Here is a 16046-nt window from a genome sequence, read left to right as displayed (position 1 = left end):
TGTTCTGGGCGCTGGCCGTGCTCGCCCCGGTCACCGTGCTGATGGACAGCGGCTATCTCATCGGGGTGCTGTTCGCCCTGATGGCGCTGTTCCCGCCGACGGCGAACACCGCGATCATGACCGACCAACTGCTGCGCACCCCGGACGTACTGCGCGGCAGGCTCACCAGCACACTCGTCCTGGCCTGCGGTGCTGCGGGCGCGGCGGGCCCCGCGATGGGCGGATCGCTCGCCCAGGCCCTGCCGGGCGACCGGGCGATCCTGCTCTGCTCGGCGGGGATGGCCGGCGCGGCCGTCCTGGCCACCGTCAGCCCGACCCTGCGCACGCTGTCCCGCCGCCATGAGGCCGGGCGGCCGACCGACTGACCGCCATCCGGCACTTCACCGACCATTTCCGATCTGACCGATCATCGACAGGAGAGAACGATCATGGACGACAACGCCCGCTACCAGGTGCTGCGCAACGACGAGGACCAGTACTCGCTGTGGCCCGCCGACCTCGAGGTGCCCGAGGGCTGGCACCCCGTCGGCAAGGAGGGCACCAAGGACGAGTGCTCCGCCTACGTCGACGAGGTGTGGACCGATATGCGGCCGCGCAGCCTGCGCGAACGCATGGACAACGCGGCCTCCTGACCCGGGCCTCGTAACGCGGCGCGGCCGGCGCGTGATGGTGCCGGCCGCACCGGGCCCCTCAACTTCCCCGTACGGTCACGCGGTTACCATCCTTTGAACAGTCGGCCGCGGCGTGAGGGATCGCGCCCGGATACGGAGGAGAACACCACGTGACCGCGCAAGGGGTAGCATCCCAGACCGGAAGCGGGCCGGAGCCCCCCAACACCCCTCTCAACCAGGGGCGACCGCACAGCGCCCGGATGTACGACTACTTCCTGGGCGGCAAGGACAACTACGTCGCCGACCGTGAAGCCGCGGCCAAGGTGCTCACCCTGTGGCCCGGTGTCATGATCGCCGCCAGGACCAACCGGGCCTGGATGCACCGCGCGATCCGGTTCCTCGCCGACGAGCGGGGCATCCGCCAGTTCCTCGACATCGGCACCGGCATTCCCACCCGGCCGAATCTGCACGAGATCGCCCAGGGCATCGCACCGGAGTCCCGGGTCGTCTACGTGGACAACGACCCCATCGTCCTCGCCCATGCCCAGGCCCTGCTCAAGAGCCACCCCGAGGGCCGCACCGCCTATGTGCACGGGGACATCACCGAGCCCGAGGCCGTCCTCGCCTCGCCCGACCTCACCGAGGTGCTGGACCTCTCCCGGCCGGTCGCGCTGAGCCTGGTCTCGCTCCTGCACTTCGTCCCCGACGAGTGGGGCCCGTACGACCTCGTCCAGCGGCTGGTCGACGCGCTCGCCCCCGGCTCCTTCCTGGTGCTGAGCCACATCACCCCGGACTTCGACCCCGAGGCCACCCAGAAGACCGTGCAGATCTACCACAGCGGTGGCATCCAGGGGAAGATCCGCACCAGGGACGAGGTGGAGCGCTTCTTCACCGGTCTGGAGCTGGTCGAGCCGGGCCTGGAGGTGCCGCACCGCTGGCGGACCGACCTGGCCGAAAGGGACTCCCATGTGGAGACCGGCGATGTGACCGACGAAGAGGTGTCCTTCTGGGCGGGCGTCGCCCAGAAGTCCTGACGCGGAGTCTCCCGGACAGGGTTCAGGGACGCGGTCCGACGGTCGTGGTGCCGTCGCGGATGGTGATCGCCAGCGCGGGACAGGAGTCCGCCGCGTCCAGCACCCGCTCCTCCTCCGGAACCTCCTCGCGTCGCGGCCGGGCGTGCTCCTCGTCGAGGGCGAACAGGTCGGGGGCAATGCCGGCGCACATGCCGGACGCCATGCACCGGCCGCCGTCGACCTCCGCCTTCCAGGTCATCCGGCTCACCACCCGACGGGCATGACTCGGGGCCCGCGGACCAGCATCTGGCCCTTCCACTCCACATCCCCGGCCAGCCGCAGGTTCGGGAAGCGGGCGATCAGCGCGCCGAGCGCCTCCTGGAGCTCCAGCCGGGCCAGGGGCGCGCCCAGGCAGTGGTGCACACCGTGGCCGAAGCCGAGGTGCTGGGTGGCGGGGCGGGCGACGTTCAGGGTGCCCGGCTCGTCGAAGCGCAGCGCGTCGCGGTTGGCCGAGCCGACGGCGACGAGCACGGGCTCCCCGGCGCGCACCAGGGTGCCGCCCACCTCGACGTCCTCGGTGGCGTAGCGGGGGAAGGACGCGGCCATGCCCAGCGGGACGAAGCGCAGCAGCTCCTCGACGGCGCCGTGGAGCAGGGCGGGCTCCTCGCGCAGCCGACGCAGTTCGTCCGGGTGGTCCAGCAGCGTCAGCACGAAGTTGGGGATCTGGGTGGCCGTGGTCTCGTGCCCGGCCACCAGGATGCCCACGCACAGATCGACCAGCTCGAGCTCGGACAGCCGGTCGCCCGCGTCCCTCGCCTCGATCAGCGACGTCATGATGTCGTCCCGCGGGCGGATGCGATGGTCCTCGATCAGCCCGGCCATATAGGCGCGCAGCTCATCGGTGTTGCGGTTGAACTCGTCGGCGCTCAGGGAGCTGGTGGACAGCGCGGCGTCGCTCCAGGCGCGGAACTTGGACCGGTCCTCCTCCGGGACGCCGAGCATGGCGCAGATGACCCCGACCGGAATGGGCAGGGCGTAGCGGTCCACGAGATCGGCGGGTGGCCCCGCGGCCTCGAGGCCGTCGAGCAGGTGATGGGTCAACTGCCGGACCCAAGGGCGGAGTTTCTCCACCTGGTGGACGGTGAACGCCTTGGCGACGAGGGTGCGCAGCCGGGTGTGGTCGGGCGGGTCCATGGTCAGGATGCCGCCGCTGTCGCGCCGGCCCTCGGACTGCCGTGGCTCGTCGTGGTGGAGCGCCGCGGCCCGGCTGAAGCGCCGGTCCCCGAGCACCAGCCGGGCGTCGGCGTACCGCGTGGCCAGCCAGGCGGGCTCACCGTAGGGCATGCGCACCCGGAGTAATCCGGTGTGGTTCCTGGCCTGGTCGTACGCCTCGCTGAGCGCGAGCCCCTCGGCGGAATTGAAGGGATAGGCGATGGGTGTCGTCTCCGCTGTGGTCACCGTGACCTCCCTTGCGTAAGCACGTGCTTACAAAGCTAGGAGGCGGCGGCTGGTACGGTCAACGGCCCCTTTGCGCCGTTGATCTGACTGGCCGGAGGGAAATCGCCGGAGGCAGACGAGAGGGGTGTCGTGATGGGGACGACCGTGTCCGAGGGGCAGCGCCGGGACGCGCGGAACACACGTCGGCGGCTGCTGGAGGCCGCGGCGGCGCTGTTCGCCGAGCGGGGCTACGAACGGGCGACGGTCCGGGACATCGCCGATCGCGCGGGGGTCAACCAGGCGCTGCTGTTCCGCTACTTCGGTTCGAAGAGAGCGCTGTTCGGCGAGGTGATCGCGCACAACGGGGAGGAGCAGCTGCGCACCACCCCACCCCATGAGCTGCTGGAGGCCGCCCTGCGCGGGCTGCTGGGCCACGGCGGCAGGGAACCGGGCGGCCGCGCGCTGGCCACGCTGCTGCGCTCGGTGGACAGCGGCGACGAGATCGGTACGGCGGTGCGCGCCATCAGTGACGACTACGCGCGGGTGCTGGCCTCCCTGTCCAGCGCCGACAACCACGAACTGCGGGCGGATCTGGCCCTGTCCTGGCTGCTCGGCATAGGGACGATGCGGGTGCTGGTGGGCAAGGAGCCGCTGGCGGACGCGGACCCGGACGAGGTGTGCGCGCTGGTCACGGCCGCGCTCGGCACCCTCCTGGACGGCCTTCCGGCGGCGGACGGCCGGCGGTAGGAGGCCATGTCGGAGGAGGGGCGGGTCGGAGGAGGGCCGGGCTATAGGAGGTCAGGCGCTACTCGCGGAACTCCCCACGGGGCGTGGTGACGACGCGACGGGCCCGGGCCGGGGTGACCACCTCGCGGAATGCCGGATCGGTGAGCAGCACGACCGGGGCGATGCGGTGCGGGGAGTCGCAGTGCCAGTGCGGCAGGGCGGCCTCGATCACGGCCCAGGACTGATCGGTGGCGCCGCGGTCGGCCAGCGCCCTGGCCAGGTCCAGGGCCTGCTGGAAGGTGCGGGACTCGGGCAGGGCGGGCGGGGCGAAGGCGGCGGCCCGGGCCATCCAGGCGGCGGTGTCGTCGCTCTCGGTGGCGGCGCCGCTCGCGGCCGCACCGCCCGCGCCCACGACACCGTCCACGCCGTCGGGGAGCCGCGGCAGGATGTCGCCGAGGGCCGAGAGATAGCCACCGGGGGCGCCGGTCCACTCCTCGGCCGCGCAGCGCAGATAGAGCGGGGCGGCCTCGGCCCGTAACTGCTCCATGCCGATCGCCTCGAGGACGCGCGGGTCCCCGAGGATGCCGGTGCGTATCCAGTGGTGGGCGGCGCTGATGTCGAGGAACGCCCCCAGGATGATGCCCAGATACGCACCGGCGCCCGAGCCCTTGACCGCGGCCTGCTCGAAGGTGGCCATGGCCTTGCGCACCTCGCCCCGCAGGGCCTGCGCCCTGCCCTCGGCCAGCAGATCCTCGGCGGTCCCGGGACGCCCCATGCGCACCTCATGGGCCGCCTGGTCCTCGAAGCCGTCGCGCTCCTCGGCGACCAGCTCGGCGAACGAGGCGTGCCGGTCCCCCAGGGCCGGATACCAGCTGGCCCAGATGTACGCGGCCCACTCCCCGTCCTCGGACACATCGGCGGGGTCCAGCAGCCAGTGCTGGGCGTCGCCCTCCTCGGAGACCAGCAGCGCCCGGTCCATGAACGCGGTGTCGTCCCAGCCCTCGCCCTCGCCGCCCCGGATGACCCTCCAGGTCTCGGGGTCGGCCTCGCGCAGCCAGCCGACGGTCTTGGCCGGGCGCATCCGCCACATGAACGGGCTGATGTTCAGCCAGCCGTCGGAGGCGCCCAGGAAGGTGCGGTAGCTCGGCGGGAGCCGGGTGCCGAGCCGCTCCTCCAGGGCGAGGATGCTCTCCTCGTCCGCGCCCTCGAACCCGAGCCACCCGGCCGCCCGTTGCTCGTCGTCGACCTCGCTCAGCTCCTCCTCGTCGGCCACCCGCAGGATGGTCGCGCTGTACTCCGCCAGATAGGACCGCCACTGCTCGACGGTCCGCGGCGGCGCCGTCACGGACCCCGGCTCCGGGGCGGCCGACACCGATGTGCCGCGGTATCCGGTGGGCGCCTCGCCCGCCCGCTGGTAGTGGCCGATGAAGCCCTTCGGCTGGGGGGCGGAGGTGAAGAGGCGGACCTGGGAGAGCTGGATCTGGTCCTCCCCCGCGTTCCGGGTGATCTCCAGGCGGTAGTGGCGGTAGGCCGTGGTGGCGGCGAAGGTGAATCCCCGGGGCTGATGGCGGTGCGCGAAGCTCTCCTCGACGCGGGCGTCCAGGTCCACCCAGTGCTCCCCGTCGTTCGAGCCCTTGAGGGTCCAGTCCTTCGGGTCGCGGCCCGGGACGTCATTGGCCGAGGTCAGGACGTAGTGGCCGACGGCCACCGGCCGCCGCAGGGTGAACTCCAGCCAGGCGCGGTCGCCATGGCCCAGCCACTTGTGCCATGAGTCGTGCAGCAGGTTCTCCGCGACCTCGCCCATCTCGGCGAACTCGCTGTGCGCCCGGACCTTGGTGACCAGGTCGGTCACCTCGGCCTCCGGGCCGGGCTCGGCGGCCAGCAGCGACACCGTGCCCGAGTGGCCCGATGGATCGCCCCAGATGACCCGCTCGACGGGCGGCCCCCCGTCCTCGATCAGCAGGCGCAGCTCCTGGCGGAGGCCCGGCCCCGCGGACCCACAGCCCTCCACCGTGCGGAAGCGGTGCATCACCTCCTCCAGCGCGCTGTCCCGCAGCGGTGAGCGGCCCTCCAGCACCCCCCGGTACTCGGTGAGCGTGCCGTCGGCGGCCCGGCGGTGTCCGTAGAACTCCGTCATCGCCGGCTGGAAGCCGATCGACGCCTCCGCGCCGTCCTGCCCGCGCCAGGCGAGCCGGACCGGCAGCGAGCCCTCGCCCCGGTCGAGATGGACCAGCAGCCGTGGGGCGGGCCGCCATTCGGCGGAGCCCGGGGCGCGCCACTCGGTGCGGTAGGCGCACACCGCCGCCTCGGCGGACCGCTCCTCCGCCATGAGGTGCATACGGGCGCAGATGCGGGACGGCTCGACGCTGATCCGGTACAGCCAGAGCAGGCCGCGCGCCTCGGCGCAGCCGCGGACGCACAGCGTGTTCAGGCCCGCCACCAGCGCCTCGCCGGGGAGCGCGAAGGGCACCTCCCGGGGGCGGGCGCCACCGGGCACGGTGAACCGCGAGATCACCGCATGCCCGTTGACGGTGATGTCGATGGGCGCCCATCCCAGGGATTCCCCCAGCGGTGAGACCCGCGCGACCAGGGTCAGCGTCAGCTGCTCCGGCAGTTCGCCGCCGTCCAGCGCGAAGTCGAGCTCGACACGTCCGCCCGCGCCGATCGCGAGACGGTCCCGGTCGGGATGGCACCGTATGTACCGGGCCGTGCCATTGCCGAATCGAGGCGGATCGATGGTGAAATCCGCAAAAGTCGCTCGCACGCTGTGCTCCTGATGGGGCCGTCTGGTCCATTGACATGTCGTCGGGGCATGGGTGCGGGTGGCCTCACAACACCCGGATGCTGCCGATGCTAGGACGGCCGACCGGCACCGTCCGTGATCCGCGACGATCACTAGGGGGATGCGGGTCGGCCGCCCCCTCCCCAGCGCAGCACCGCCCCGAGGACGGCGGGGCGCATCAGCGCGGTGGGCGCGGCGACCATCGACATCACCTCGTGCAGGGCCTTGCAGACCCCCGGGTCGACGGTGGCACGCCGGATGACCCGGTCCAGATAGCGGTGCTGGGCCCGTACCCCCACTCCGGCGGGGCCGCCCGTGGTGGTGGGGAAGCGCACGTCCTCGCTGGAGGACAGCATCCACGCGGTGTCCGTGGCGGCCGCGATGCCCTTACGGGCGGCGTGCGCCGTACGGTGGCCGATGCCGCCGTGGCGCTCGGCGGCGGCCCGCAGGGCGCGGGCGCCGAGCCCGGACACGGTGATGCCCTGGCCGTAGACCGGGTTGAAGGTGCACACGGCGTCACCGATGACGACCAGCCCCCGCGGCGCCCGGCGCTCGTAGTGACGCCGCACGCCGGGGCCGGGCCAGAAGCCGCGGACCGCACCGGCCGGCTCGGCCCCGGCCAGCAGCTCGTGCAGGCTAGGGTCCCGCAGCAGACGCAGCTGCCGGTCGAAACCGGACGCACCCGGCTCGGCCTGCGCTCCCCGCATACTGCCGACGCTGGCGATCCACCGGCCGCCCTCCACGGGCAGCACCACGCCGAGCCTGGGCGCGTCGGGGGCCTTGGTCTGCAGATAGAGCGCGTCGAAGCCCGGATCCGCCCCGGCGGGGCGGTGGTATATCCGGCTGGCGTACGACACCCCCGCGTCGACGCGCTCCTCGGGGGCGGGCGGACAGCCCAGCCGGGCCAGCCAGGCGGGGACCGAGGAGGTGCGCCCGGAGGCGTCGACCACCATCTCCGCGCGCAGCTCGCGCACCCGGGCGCGGGCATCGCCCCGCGCCCGGACCTGGACGCCCGTCAGCTCGCCCGGGGCGCCGAGGAGTCCGACGACGTCGGTGTTCTCCAGCCATCGCACCGCGGACTCGGCGCGCACCCGGCGCAGCACCGTATGGTCGAGGAGCGGTCTGGTGCAGGAGAGGAACGCGACCTCGCTCTCGTACTTCGCGAGCCACCCGGCCGCACTGAGCCAGCGCACGCCCGACATCGGCACCCGCACCGCCCCGGCGGCCAGCAACTCCTCCCGTGCGCCGGGCATCAGCTCCTCCAGCGCCCGATGCCCGGCCTCGAGCAGCAGATGCGCGTGGCGCGCCTGCGGAACGCCCGAGCGGAACGCCGGCCCCTCGGGATAGCGGTCACGCTCGACTATGACAATGCGCTCGGCATATCCCCGCAGCGCCCATGCGGCCAGCAGCCCGGCGAGACCTCCGCCGATCACTACCGCGGTCCCTCGCTCCGTACCTTCCCCCGGCACCCCCATACTACGGAGCGTATTGCAGAATCATCCGAGCGTCACCAGTCCCAAGGGTGGCAAATACAACCGCTTCGACGGTTCAGGCGGCTTGGGCGCTTGGGCGCTTGGGCGCTTGGGCGCTTGGGTGATGAAGGTGTCGAGGACTCCGTCGGCGATGCGTACCGGGCCCTCGGGGCGGGTCTCGCCGGGGATGGTGCGGATCTCCCCGGCTCGCCGCGCGTCGGCCGCCGCCTCGGCGAACCACCGCGCCGCCTGGGCGTCATGGCCGTCGAGACGGGCGCCCAGCGCGTCCAGGGTGCGCTCGAAGGCGCGCCCCCACAGCGACAGCGCGTCCAGCCAGGGCGCGCACTCCGCCACGAATCCCCGGTCCGCGACACCGGCTCTGATGCGCTCGGGCGCGGCGGCGAGCAGCCGGGCGTACGGGCGCGGCTCCCGCAGGGCCGCTCGCTCGCGCCCCGCCTTCAGCGGATGGTCGGTGACCGGGACGGACGCGATCGCGCGGTGGCCGGAGACGAGCTGACGCAGCGTCTGCGCCGCGCAGTACGTCCCGTCCGGGTCGGCGCCCGCGAGCGCCACCGATCCGCGTCCCGCGGCGAGTGCGTAGCCCTCGGCGGGCAGCCGGCCAGGCACCCTGCCCCCGGCTGCCCGAAGCGCCCTCGCGACCCGTGGATCGGCGATCCGTCCGACGGTCACGGTCAGCTTCGGCCCGGGGCCGTCCTGGATCCGCGAGGCCCCCGCGCCGCGCAGCACGGAGGTGACGAGATCGCGGGTCGGACGGTCCACACCGTCCGATATGACGAGGCGGACGCGGGAGGGGACATGGACGTCCGCTCCGATGCGGGACATCTCCTGCGGGCGCGGAGTGACGACCGACAGCGGCCCGGTGGCGGTGGCGGACGCGGTGGCGGACGCGCCGGTGGGCAACAGCAGGGCGAGGAGGGTGAACAACACCCTGCCGGGTGCCATGGTTCTGGCGCGACTGCGCATGGGACATCTCCTCCGGGGCGTTCGGGGGTCGGGCCTTCGGGGCGGTGCGGTGCCGTGCGGTGATGCCGGGGTGGTGTGCCGCGCGCGGGGCAAGCCCGTGGCGCCCGGCGTATCCCTGCCCAGCGATGAGCCTGGATGATCGACCCCGCCATCGGTTGTCAAACGCCGTACCACTCGGGCCACTCAGAGCTGAGCCGCCCGGCGGGGAACGGAGCCACCGCCGGGAGCAGGGCCACCGCGAGCCGGGGCACCCAGCAGGGACGGGGCCACCGGCGGAAGCGGGGCGGTCGTCACCCCTTGAGCAATGCGTCGGCCACTCGGCCGAAGAGCAGGCAGCCGGACCAGACCGTCAGCGGGTCGAACAGCCGGGGCAGTCCCCGGAGTCGCACCTCCTCGCGCCATACCACCTCGGATCCACCGTCCTGGGGGCGCACCTCGATCTCGGCCCATCCGAGGACCACCGAGCCGCGCTTCTCCAGCCTGCAGCTGCCGGGAGTGTCCCCGGTGGGCGGGTCCCAGCGCACGACCTCCATGGGGTCGTCGAATCCGGCGCGGCCGACGCCCGTGCGTACCACGACCACGGTGCCCACCCGGGTCGGCCCCGCCGGGCGCACGGTGACGCCGCTCAGCGGCACATGGGCGCCGTGGCGCGGCCAGTCGGTGAGCCGTCGCCAGGCCTGGTCGACGGGCAGTGGGGAGCGCCGCTCGATACGGAAGGGGGCCACAGCGGGATCGTAGGCGATCGACGGCCGGGGAGGCGGTCGTGGCGGCTGAGGCCATTGACAGCTCGGATCCTCCTGTTACCTTCCACAGAAGGAGAGAGATCCTACCTTTCTGGTCCGGAGCAGACGCAAGTCGCCCGACCGGAGGGATTCTCGCAGTTCAAGCAGGTCCAGACCTTCTAACACGTCGGATCTCCACGGCTCCACAGGAGAAGGAGAACGAGAGATGAAGAGACTCGCCGCAGGCGCGGCGCTCGCCCTCGCCACCGTCTTCGGGTTATCGCAAGTGCCCCAGGCGGCCGCCGCCCCCGCGCAGGAGACGGCCACCACCGCGGCACCGGTGTTCAGCGTGATGGACTACGGCGCGAAGGCCGACGGTTCGTCCAATGACTCCGCCGCCATCGACAAGGCCATCACGGCGGCCAACAGCGCCGGGGGCGGAATCGTCCGCTTCCCGTCCGGACAGTACAAGTCCAAGAACACCGTCCACCTCAAGAGCGAGGTGACCCTCCAGCTGGACTCCGGGGCCACGATCCTCGGTTCGAGCGCGGACACCTACGACAAGCCCGAGTCCAATCCGAACGACGACTACCAGGACTACGGCCACAGCCACTTCCACAACGCGATGTTCTACGGCGACAAGCTCACCGACATCGGGTTCACCGGTTCGGGCACCATCGACGGCGCGGGCAACCTCATCACCGGGAACCCCGACTCCGGCGAGGCAGACAAGATCATTTCGCTGACCCGCTGTGACGGGCTGACCCTCGACGGGATCACCCTGCGGCGCGGTGGCCACTTCGCGGCCCTCATCAACGGCTGCGAGAACGTGACCTCGGACCATCTCACCATCGACACGGCGAGCGACCGTGACGGCTGGAACATCATCAGCACCACCAATGTGACCATCACCCATGCCGATATCGCCGCCAACGACGACGCGCTCGCCTTCAAGAGCGACTACGCCCTGGGTGCCAAGCTGTCCAACGGCCATGTGAAGGTGACCGATTCACATCTCTCCGCGAAGTGCTGCAACGCCCTGATGTTCGGCTCCGAGACCTGTGGTGACTTCTCGGACTACAACTTCCAGGACATCACCATCACCGGTGCGGACAAGTCCGGGCTCGGTATGGTTTCCATGGACGGTGCCAACATCTCCGATGTGCACTACCGCGACATCACCATGACCAATGTGCACTCCCCCATCATGCAGAAGATCGGGACGAGAAAACGGTGTGGTGGAAATCCGGGAGTCGGCCACATCAGCGACATCACCTACGACAACATCACCGGGACCGGGAACACCCCCTCCTTCAGCCCGACACTGTGGGGTGAGTCCGGCGGCAATCACATCAGCGGTGTGACCTTCAACAACGTCAATCTCACCGTGCCCGGCGGCAACGGCACCATGTCCACCGGTGTTCCCAGCAATGACTCCGACGACTACAACCCGAAGAGCATCGGCACCCGCCCCGCCTTCGGCTGGTATCTGCACAACGCGGACCACATCACCTTCAACGACAGCTCGGTGCGGTTCGCCAAGAACGACGGCCGTCCGGCGGTCGTCGCCAACTCCGGGAGCGCGCTGCGGTTCAATCACCTCACCGCACAGCGCGGCAGCGACAGTCCGGCGGACGTCATCGTCCAGAACGTGTCCGGCTACTGCCTCGCCGACAGCGCCAACACCTCCGGCGGAGCGCTGCGGGTGAGCTCCAGCGGATCCAGCGAGAACTGCTCCTCGTGACCCACGACGGCTGACCACACCCCCGGGGGCGCCCCCGCCACCAACGGCGCAGCACCTGCTCGGCGGGTTTCCCATGGCGGGTGCGGGCCAGCCGTGGGGCGGTCCCGCCGCTGTCCGGCCAGTCGTCCCACATCCACCGGCACACCCCGGCCCACCACGGCCGGCCGTCGAAGGCGGTCAGCAGCGCCTCATACGCGGCCGACTGCTCGTCCGCCGCCGCGCGCTCGCTGACGGTCCAGGAGTACGGGGCGGCGGGCCGGATACCGGCCCGGTCGCATCCGGTCGGGACGGCGACCGCGGCGGTGACCCCCGCGGTCGCCCGCCTCGGCGCTCCCATCGGGACAGGGCCTTCCCCGGGCAGGGCCCGGGTGATACGTGGCCGTCCACGGCGGGGAGCGTCGGCGCCTACACCGAGGACGCCCGGACGGGGTTCCGGGACATCACCGTCCCCTCGGAGCCGTCGGCCGCCTCGTGACCAGCCGCGTCGGGCAGGTCGGCCGGATCCGCCACACCGGCCAGGTCGCGCAGGCCCTCCGGGAGCGGCCCGGTGTGCACCACACCCAGCCGCTGGGTGGCCCGGGTGAGCGCCACATAGAGGTCGCTGGTGCCGAACTCCGCGGGCTCGGCCACGATCACGGTGTCGAACTCCAGCCCCTTGGCCTGCCGGGGGTCGAGCAGCACCACCGCGCTGGTCAGGTCCGGGGACCGGCCGGTGGACGCCTGCGGGAGGGCGGCTGACAGCGCGTCATGGCGGTCCTTCGGGGCGATCACCGCGAGACGGCCCTCGGTGCGGGTCTCCCGCGCCACGGCCGCGGCCACCGCGCCGGGCAGATCGCCGGTGTGCTCCGCCCACGGCCGCACCCCGGTGGCGCGGACCGAGCGCGGCGGCTGGAAGGCGGGGTCGACGGTACGGGCCACCCGCGCCGCGACGTCCATGATCTCGGTCGGGGTGCGGTAGTTGACGCCGAGCCGGCTGTGCTCCCAGCGGTCGCCCACATACGGCTCCAGGATCGAGGACCAGGAGCCGCAGCCACCCGGCTCCGCGGTCTGCGCGGGGTCGCCGACCAGGGTCATCGAACGGGTCGGGCTGCGCCGCATCAGCAGCCGCCACGCCATCGCGGACAGCTCCTGGGCCTCGTCCACGATGATGTGGCCGAAGGCCCAGGTACGGTCGGCGGCGGCGCGTTCGGCGGCGCTGCGGTGGTCGCGCTCCTCGGCACGGTCGGCCAGCCGTTCGGCGTCGATGAGGTCGTGGGCGGCCAGCACCTCCGACTCCTCGTCCTCACGGTCCTCGAACTCCTGGGTGCGGGAACCGTAGGAGAGGTCGAGCACGCCCTGTGCGTACTCGATGCGCTCCTGGCGCTCGGCCTCCGCGGCGGCGCGGGCCGCCGCGTCGTCATGGCCGAGCAGTTCGGCCGCCTCGTCCAGCAACGGCACGTCGGCGGGGGTCCATTCGCCGTCGGTGCGGCGGATCGCGGCGGCGTCGGCGTCGGCGAGGTGGACGGGGTCGGCGAGGAAGTCGGCCACGAGCTGCCGCGGGGTGAGGGCCGGCCACAGCTCCGCGATGGCCGCGTGCACCTCGGGGTTGACCGCGATCGCCTTGCCGAGCTGGGCGACGTCGTCCGCGCCGAGGAGGTTGGGCCCGCCGAAGGGGTCCGCACCGATCCGGTCCACGAGCTGGTCGGTGAGGGCGTCGATGACACGGAAGGCGAAGTGCGGACGGGCGAGGTTGTGCGGCAGCCCGGTCTCCCGTGCCTTGTGACCCGCCTCGGACGCGATGTCCTTGTCCAGCACCAGATCGCCGTCGTCGTGCTCGATGACGATCGCGGGGTCGGGCACCGTCTGCCGGTCCCGTACGAAGCGGGCCAGGGCATCCGCCATCTCCGCGCGGCCCTTGACCTCGGCGGCCTCGGGGGTGTCGGTGCCGGTCGCCGTCACACCGGGGAAGAGCTCGCCGAGCGTGGCCAGGAGCACACCGGTCTCGCCGAGCGAGGGCAGCACCTCGCCGATGTAACCGAGGAACGCCGGGTTGGGTCCGACGATCAGCACCGCGCGGCGGGCCAGCGACTCCCGGTGCGCGTAGAGCAGATACGCGGCGCGGTGCAGCGCCACGACGGTCTTGCCGGTGCCGGGGCCGCCCTCCACGACGTGGACGCCGTGGTGCGGGGCGCGGATGATCTGGTCCTGTTCGGCCTGGATGGTCTGCACGATGTCATGCATCCGGCCGGTGCGGGCGGCGTCGAGCGCGGCGAGCAGCACGGCGTCCGCGTCGGAACCCTCATGCCCGGTCCGTATGGTGTCCGAGAGGTCCAGGATCTCGTCGTGCAGCCCGGTGACCTTGGGTCCCTCGGTGGTGATGTGGCGCCTGCGGCGCAGCCCCATGGGGGTGTGCCCGGTGGCGAGGTAGAACGGACGGGCCACATCGGCCCGCCAGTCGATGACCAGCGGGGTGCGGTCCGCGTCATCGCGCCGGATGCCGATGCGGCCGATGTGGTAGTCGCGGTCGTCGCGGAACAGCAGCCGGCCGAAGCACAGCCCCCGCTCCCCCGCCTCGAACGCGGCGAGCAGCCCGGACCGCTCGGCCACCAGCACATCGCGCTCCAGCCGCGCCTGGAAGGTGGTGCCCTCCAAGGACAGGGCCTCGGTCACCGACTCCTCGGCTCGTGCCCTGAGCTCGGCGAGGCGCCCGTTGAGCAGATCAAGGAATTCTTGCTCACGGTCCCATTCCTCGTTTGACAATTCGACTCCCGCCGGGATACGATGACTTCATCAGGTTTCCCCATGCCATGAACACAATGGCAAAGGAAACCCCCAATATACGCCGAGAAACGCCCCGGCCGTCAAGGCAGCCGGGGCGTTTCTCTGTTTTATGGCCTCATTTCACCTGAATGACATGTTTGCCGCGGACACCGCCGGCTTCCATGGCGCGATGGGCCTTCGCGATGCCGGAGAGCGGATGGACGGTGTCGACGACCGGCCGGATCGCCCCGTTCTCCACATACGCGGTGAGGTCCGCGAAGAGCTGGTGCAGGGGGTTTCCCGTGAAGAACCGCACCCGCCGTGAGCCGTGCACGGTGGAGAGGAGCATGGAGCCCAGCGAGGACAGCGGGCGGTCGGTGTCGAAGGCGATGGCCACCATGCGCCCGCCGGGCGCCAGCAGCCCGCGATAGGCGCCGAGCTCGGTGCCCACCGTGTCCAGCACGGCGTCGAACGGCCCGAGGGCGGCCGGGCCGGTGGTCCGGTAATCATGCGCCTCATCGGCGCCGAGCTCCCGGACGAGGTCGAGCGTCTTCGCCCCGGCGAGCGCGGTGACATGGGCGCCGAGCGCGTGTCCGAGCTGGACGGCGACACTGCCGACACCGCCGGCCGCGCCCCGCACCAGCAGCCGCTCGCCGCTCATCAGGCCGATCTTGTCGCGCAGCGCCGTGATGGCCGTGGTGCCGACGGCGGGCAGGGCCGCGGCCCGGACGAGATCGAGGCTCTCGGGGGCGTAGGAGAGCTGGCGGGGCCGGACGGCGACGTATTCGGCGGCCGCCCCGAACGTCAGGTGCGGCATCGCCCCCCACACCCGCTCGCCCACCGCGAGATGGCGCACGGATGAGCCCACCTCGGCGATCTCCCCGGCGATGTCGATGCCGGTGCCCTGCGGGAACTTCCGCCCGGTCACCAGCTTCAGCTTGCCCGCCCGGCCCGAGAGCTCGCCGCCGTTCACACTTGTGGCGTGCACTCGGACCAGCACCTCGCCCGGACCGGCCACCGGCTTCGGCAGTGTGCCCTCGTACAGCACCTCGGGAGGTCCGTACCGGTCGTACAGCGCCGCGCGCATCTCGCTCATCGCCCTCATCGTCCCTTTCGCACATCGGGGTTGCCGTCACGCTAATGCGCGCAAAGGGAGAAACCGCCCGGTCGGCGTAAGGTGAGAAACATGCCTGCTCACGTCTCTCATATAGCGCCCGCCACCGGTGTTCGGGACACCGGAAGTCCGGGGTTGCGGTCCGACGCGGCGTCCAACCGCAGGCGCGTCCTCGAGGCGGCCCGGGCGCTGTTCGTCTCGCGTGGGCTCGATGTGCCGATGGCCACCATCGCCCGTCATGCCGGGGTCGGGGTGGCCACGCTCTACCGGCGCTTCCCCACCCGGGAGGCGCTGGTCACGGAGGTGTTCTCGGACGAGTTCGCCGCCTGTGCGGCGATCGTCGACGACGCCCTTGCCGACGACGACGCGTGGCGGGCCTTCCGCCGGACCATCGAGACGGTGTGTGCTTCGCAGACGCAGGACCGGGAGTTCAACGACGCCTTGCTGTCGTCGCTTCCCGACGTGGTCGGCTTCGAGCGGGAGCGGCTGCGGATCGAAGAGGGCTTCGCCGAGGTGGTCCGGCGCGCCAAGGCCGCGGGGCGGCTGCGCGAGGACTTCGACGTGTCCGACCTGAGTCTCGTCTTCCTGGCCAACAGAGGTGTCATCGGCGACGCGGCAACGGCACCGGCCGCGTCCCGGCGGCTGGTCGCCCACCTCCTGCGGTCCTTCGAGGCGGGGCGGGCCGAACCGGCCCGCCCCCTC

At 71.9% G+C, this 16046-nt stretch carries 14 protein-coding genes and 1 pseudogene; 6 read left to right on the top strand and 9 right to left on the bottom strand.

What is annotated here, in order from left to right; genetic code table 11:
• The 3 genes and pseudogenes from GWI24_RS25725 to GWI24_RS25715 all read left to right on the top strand — a co-directional run.
• A pseudogene (locus GWI24_RS25725) lies at positions 1-365 on the top strand (MFS transporter); the annotation flags it as partial.
• A 63-nt stretch (positions 366-428) separates the two neighbouring features.
• A complete protein-coding gene (locus GWI24_RS25720) occupies positions 429-632 on the top strand; it encodes an MbtH family NRPS accessory protein (RefSeq protein ID WP_198268429.1) in 204 nt (67 codons plus the stop codon).
• 149 nt (positions 633-781) lie between these two features.
• Positions 782-1645: an SAM-dependent methyltransferase gene (locus tag GWI24_RS25715; RefSeq protein ID WP_210948282.1), complete on the top strand. Its 864-nt coding sequence runs from the start codon at positions 782-784 to the stop codon at positions 1643-1645.
• A gap of 22 nt (positions 1646-1667) precedes the next feature.
• Here the strand turns inward: GWI24_RS25715 and GWI24_RS25710 are convergent, their stop codons facing one another.
• The gene (locus GWI24_RS25710) at positions 1668-1883 is read right to left on the bottom strand and encodes a ferredoxin (RefSeq protein WP_037953950.1); all 216 of its coding nucleotides are present in this window, start codon (positions 1881-1883) and stop codon (positions 1668-1670) included.
• A gap of 5 nt (positions 1884-1888) precedes the next feature.
• Positions 1889-3082: a cytochrome P450 gene (locus GWI24_RS25705; RefSeq protein ID WP_210948281.1), complete on the bottom strand. Its 1194-nt coding sequence runs from the start codon at positions 3080-3082 to the stop codon at positions 1889-1891.
• A 132-nt stretch (positions 3083-3214) separates the two neighbouring features.
• Here GWI24_RS25705 and GWI24_RS25700 point away from each other — a divergent pair, with 132 nt between their 5' ends.
• Positions 3215-3808, top strand: a complete 594-nt coding sequence (locus GWI24_RS25700) for a TetR/AcrR family transcriptional regulator (RefSeq protein WP_210948280.1) — start codon at positions 3215-3217, stop codon at positions 3806-3808.
• Positions 3809-3866: 58 nt separating this feature from the next.
• On the opposite strand, the gene GWI24_RS46335 is transcribed toward GWI24_RS25700, so the two are convergent.
• The 4 genes from GWI24_RS46335 to GWI24_RS25680 form a co-directional block, all read right to left on the bottom strand.
• On the bottom strand, positions 3867-6551 hold the full coding sequence (locus GWI24_RS46335; protein WP_210948279.1) for an SMI1/KNR4 family protein: 2685 nt from the start codon (positions 6549-6551) through the stop codon (positions 3867-3869).
• A gap of 131 nt (positions 6552-6682) precedes the next feature.
• Entirely contained in the window at positions 6683-8002 is a 1320-nt protein-coding gene (locus tag GWI24_RS25690) for an FAD-dependent oxidoreductase (protein ID WP_308344025.1), read from the bottom strand.
• Positions 8003-8065: 63 nt separating this feature from the next.
• The gene (locus tag GWI24_RS25685) at positions 8066-9025 is read right to left on the bottom strand and encodes a glycoside hydrolase family 20 zincin-like fold domain-containing protein (protein WP_210948277.1); all 960 of its coding nucleotides are present in this window, start codon (positions 9023-9025) and stop codon (positions 8066-8068) included.
• A gap of 290 nt (positions 9026-9315) precedes the next feature.
• Complete coding sequence (locus GWI24_RS25680) at positions 9316-9750, bottom strand: SRPBCC family protein (RefSeq protein WP_210948276.1); 435 nt, start codon at positions 9748-9750, stop codon at positions 9316-9318.
• 223 nt (positions 9751-9973) lie between these two features.
• Between GWI24_RS25680 and GWI24_RS25675 the strand changes: the two genes are divergently transcribed.
• Positions 9974-11491 (top strand): glycoside hydrolase family 28 protein, encoded by a 1518-nt coding sequence (locus tag GWI24_RS25675; RefSeq protein WP_210948275.1) that lies wholly within the window; start codon positions 9974-9976, stop codon positions 11489-11491.
• Here the strand turns inward: GWI24_RS25675 and GWI24_RS46945 are convergent.
• The 3 genes from GWI24_RS46945 to GWI24_RS25665 form a co-directional block, all read right to left on the bottom strand.
• Positions 11385-11828 carry a hypothetical protein gene (locus tag GWI24_RS46945; RefSeq protein WP_374103340.1) on the bottom strand — a complete coding sequence of 148 codons (444 nt, stop codon included), beginning with the start codon at positions 11826-11828 and terminating at the stop codon, positions 11385-11387. The genes GWI24_RS25675 and GWI24_RS46945 overlap by 107 nt on opposite strands.
• A 68-nt stretch (positions 11829-11896) precedes the next feature.
• Complete coding sequence (locus tag GWI24_RS25670) at positions 11897-14230, bottom strand: ATP-binding domain-containing protein (RefSeq protein ID WP_210948274.1); 2334 nt, start codon at positions 14228-14230, stop codon at positions 11897-11899.
• 136 nt (positions 14231-14366) lie between these two features.
• Positions 14367-15326, bottom strand: coding sequence for an NAD(P)-dependent alcohol dehydrogenase (locus GWI24_RS25665; protein ID WP_210948273.1), 960 nt, complete (start codon positions 15324-15326; stop codon positions 14367-14369).
• 90 nt (positions 15327-15416) lie between these two features.
• On the opposite strand from GWI24_RS25665, the gene GWI24_RS25660 reads away from it, so the two are divergent.
• Positions 15417-16046: TetR/AcrR family transcriptional regulator (locus GWI24_RS25660; protein ID WP_210948272.1), on the top strand; the 630-nt coding region annotated here is incomplete at its 3' end.

This window comes from Streptomyces sp. MK37H (assembly GCF_018035285.1).
Taxonomy (GTDB): Bacteria; Actinomycetota; Actinomycetes; order Streptomycetales; family Streptomycetaceae; genus Streptomyces; species Streptomyces endocoffeicus.
The sequence above is the reverse complement of the archived record's forward strand: the minus strand, read 5'-3'. Positions and strand labels throughout refer to the sequence as shown.

Bases quoted from the DNA above. Each gene is read 5' to 3' on its own strand.
- GWI24_RS25720 (WP_198268429.1), top strand. From the start codon at position 429: ATGGACGACAACGCCCGCTACCAGGTGCTGCGCAACGACGAGGACCAG.
- GWI24_RS25710 (WP_037953950.1), bottom strand. From the start codon at position 1,883: ATGACCTGGAAGGCGGAGGTCGACGGCGGCCGGTGCATGGCGTCCGGC.
- GWI24_RS25700 (WP_210948280.1), top strand. From the start codon at position 3,215: ATGGGGACGACCGTGTCCGAGGGGCAGCGCCGGGACGCGCGGAACACA.
- GWI24_RS25685 (WP_210948277.1), bottom strand. From the start codon at position 9,025: ATGCGCAGTCGCGCCAGAACCATGGCACCCGGCAGGGTGTTGTTCACC.
- GWI24_RS25675 (WP_210948275.1), top strand. From the start codon at position 9,974: ATGAAGAGACTCGCCGCAGGCGCGGCGCTCGCCCTCGCCACCGTCTTC.
- GWI24_RS46945 (WP_374103340.1), bottom strand. From the start codon at position 11,828: ATGGGAGCGCCGAGGCGGGCGACCGCGGGGGTCACCGCCGCGGTCGCC.
- GWI24_RS25665 (WP_210948273.1), bottom strand. From the start codon at position 15,326: ATGAGCGAGATGCGCGCGGCGCTGTACGACCGGTACGGACCTCCCGAG.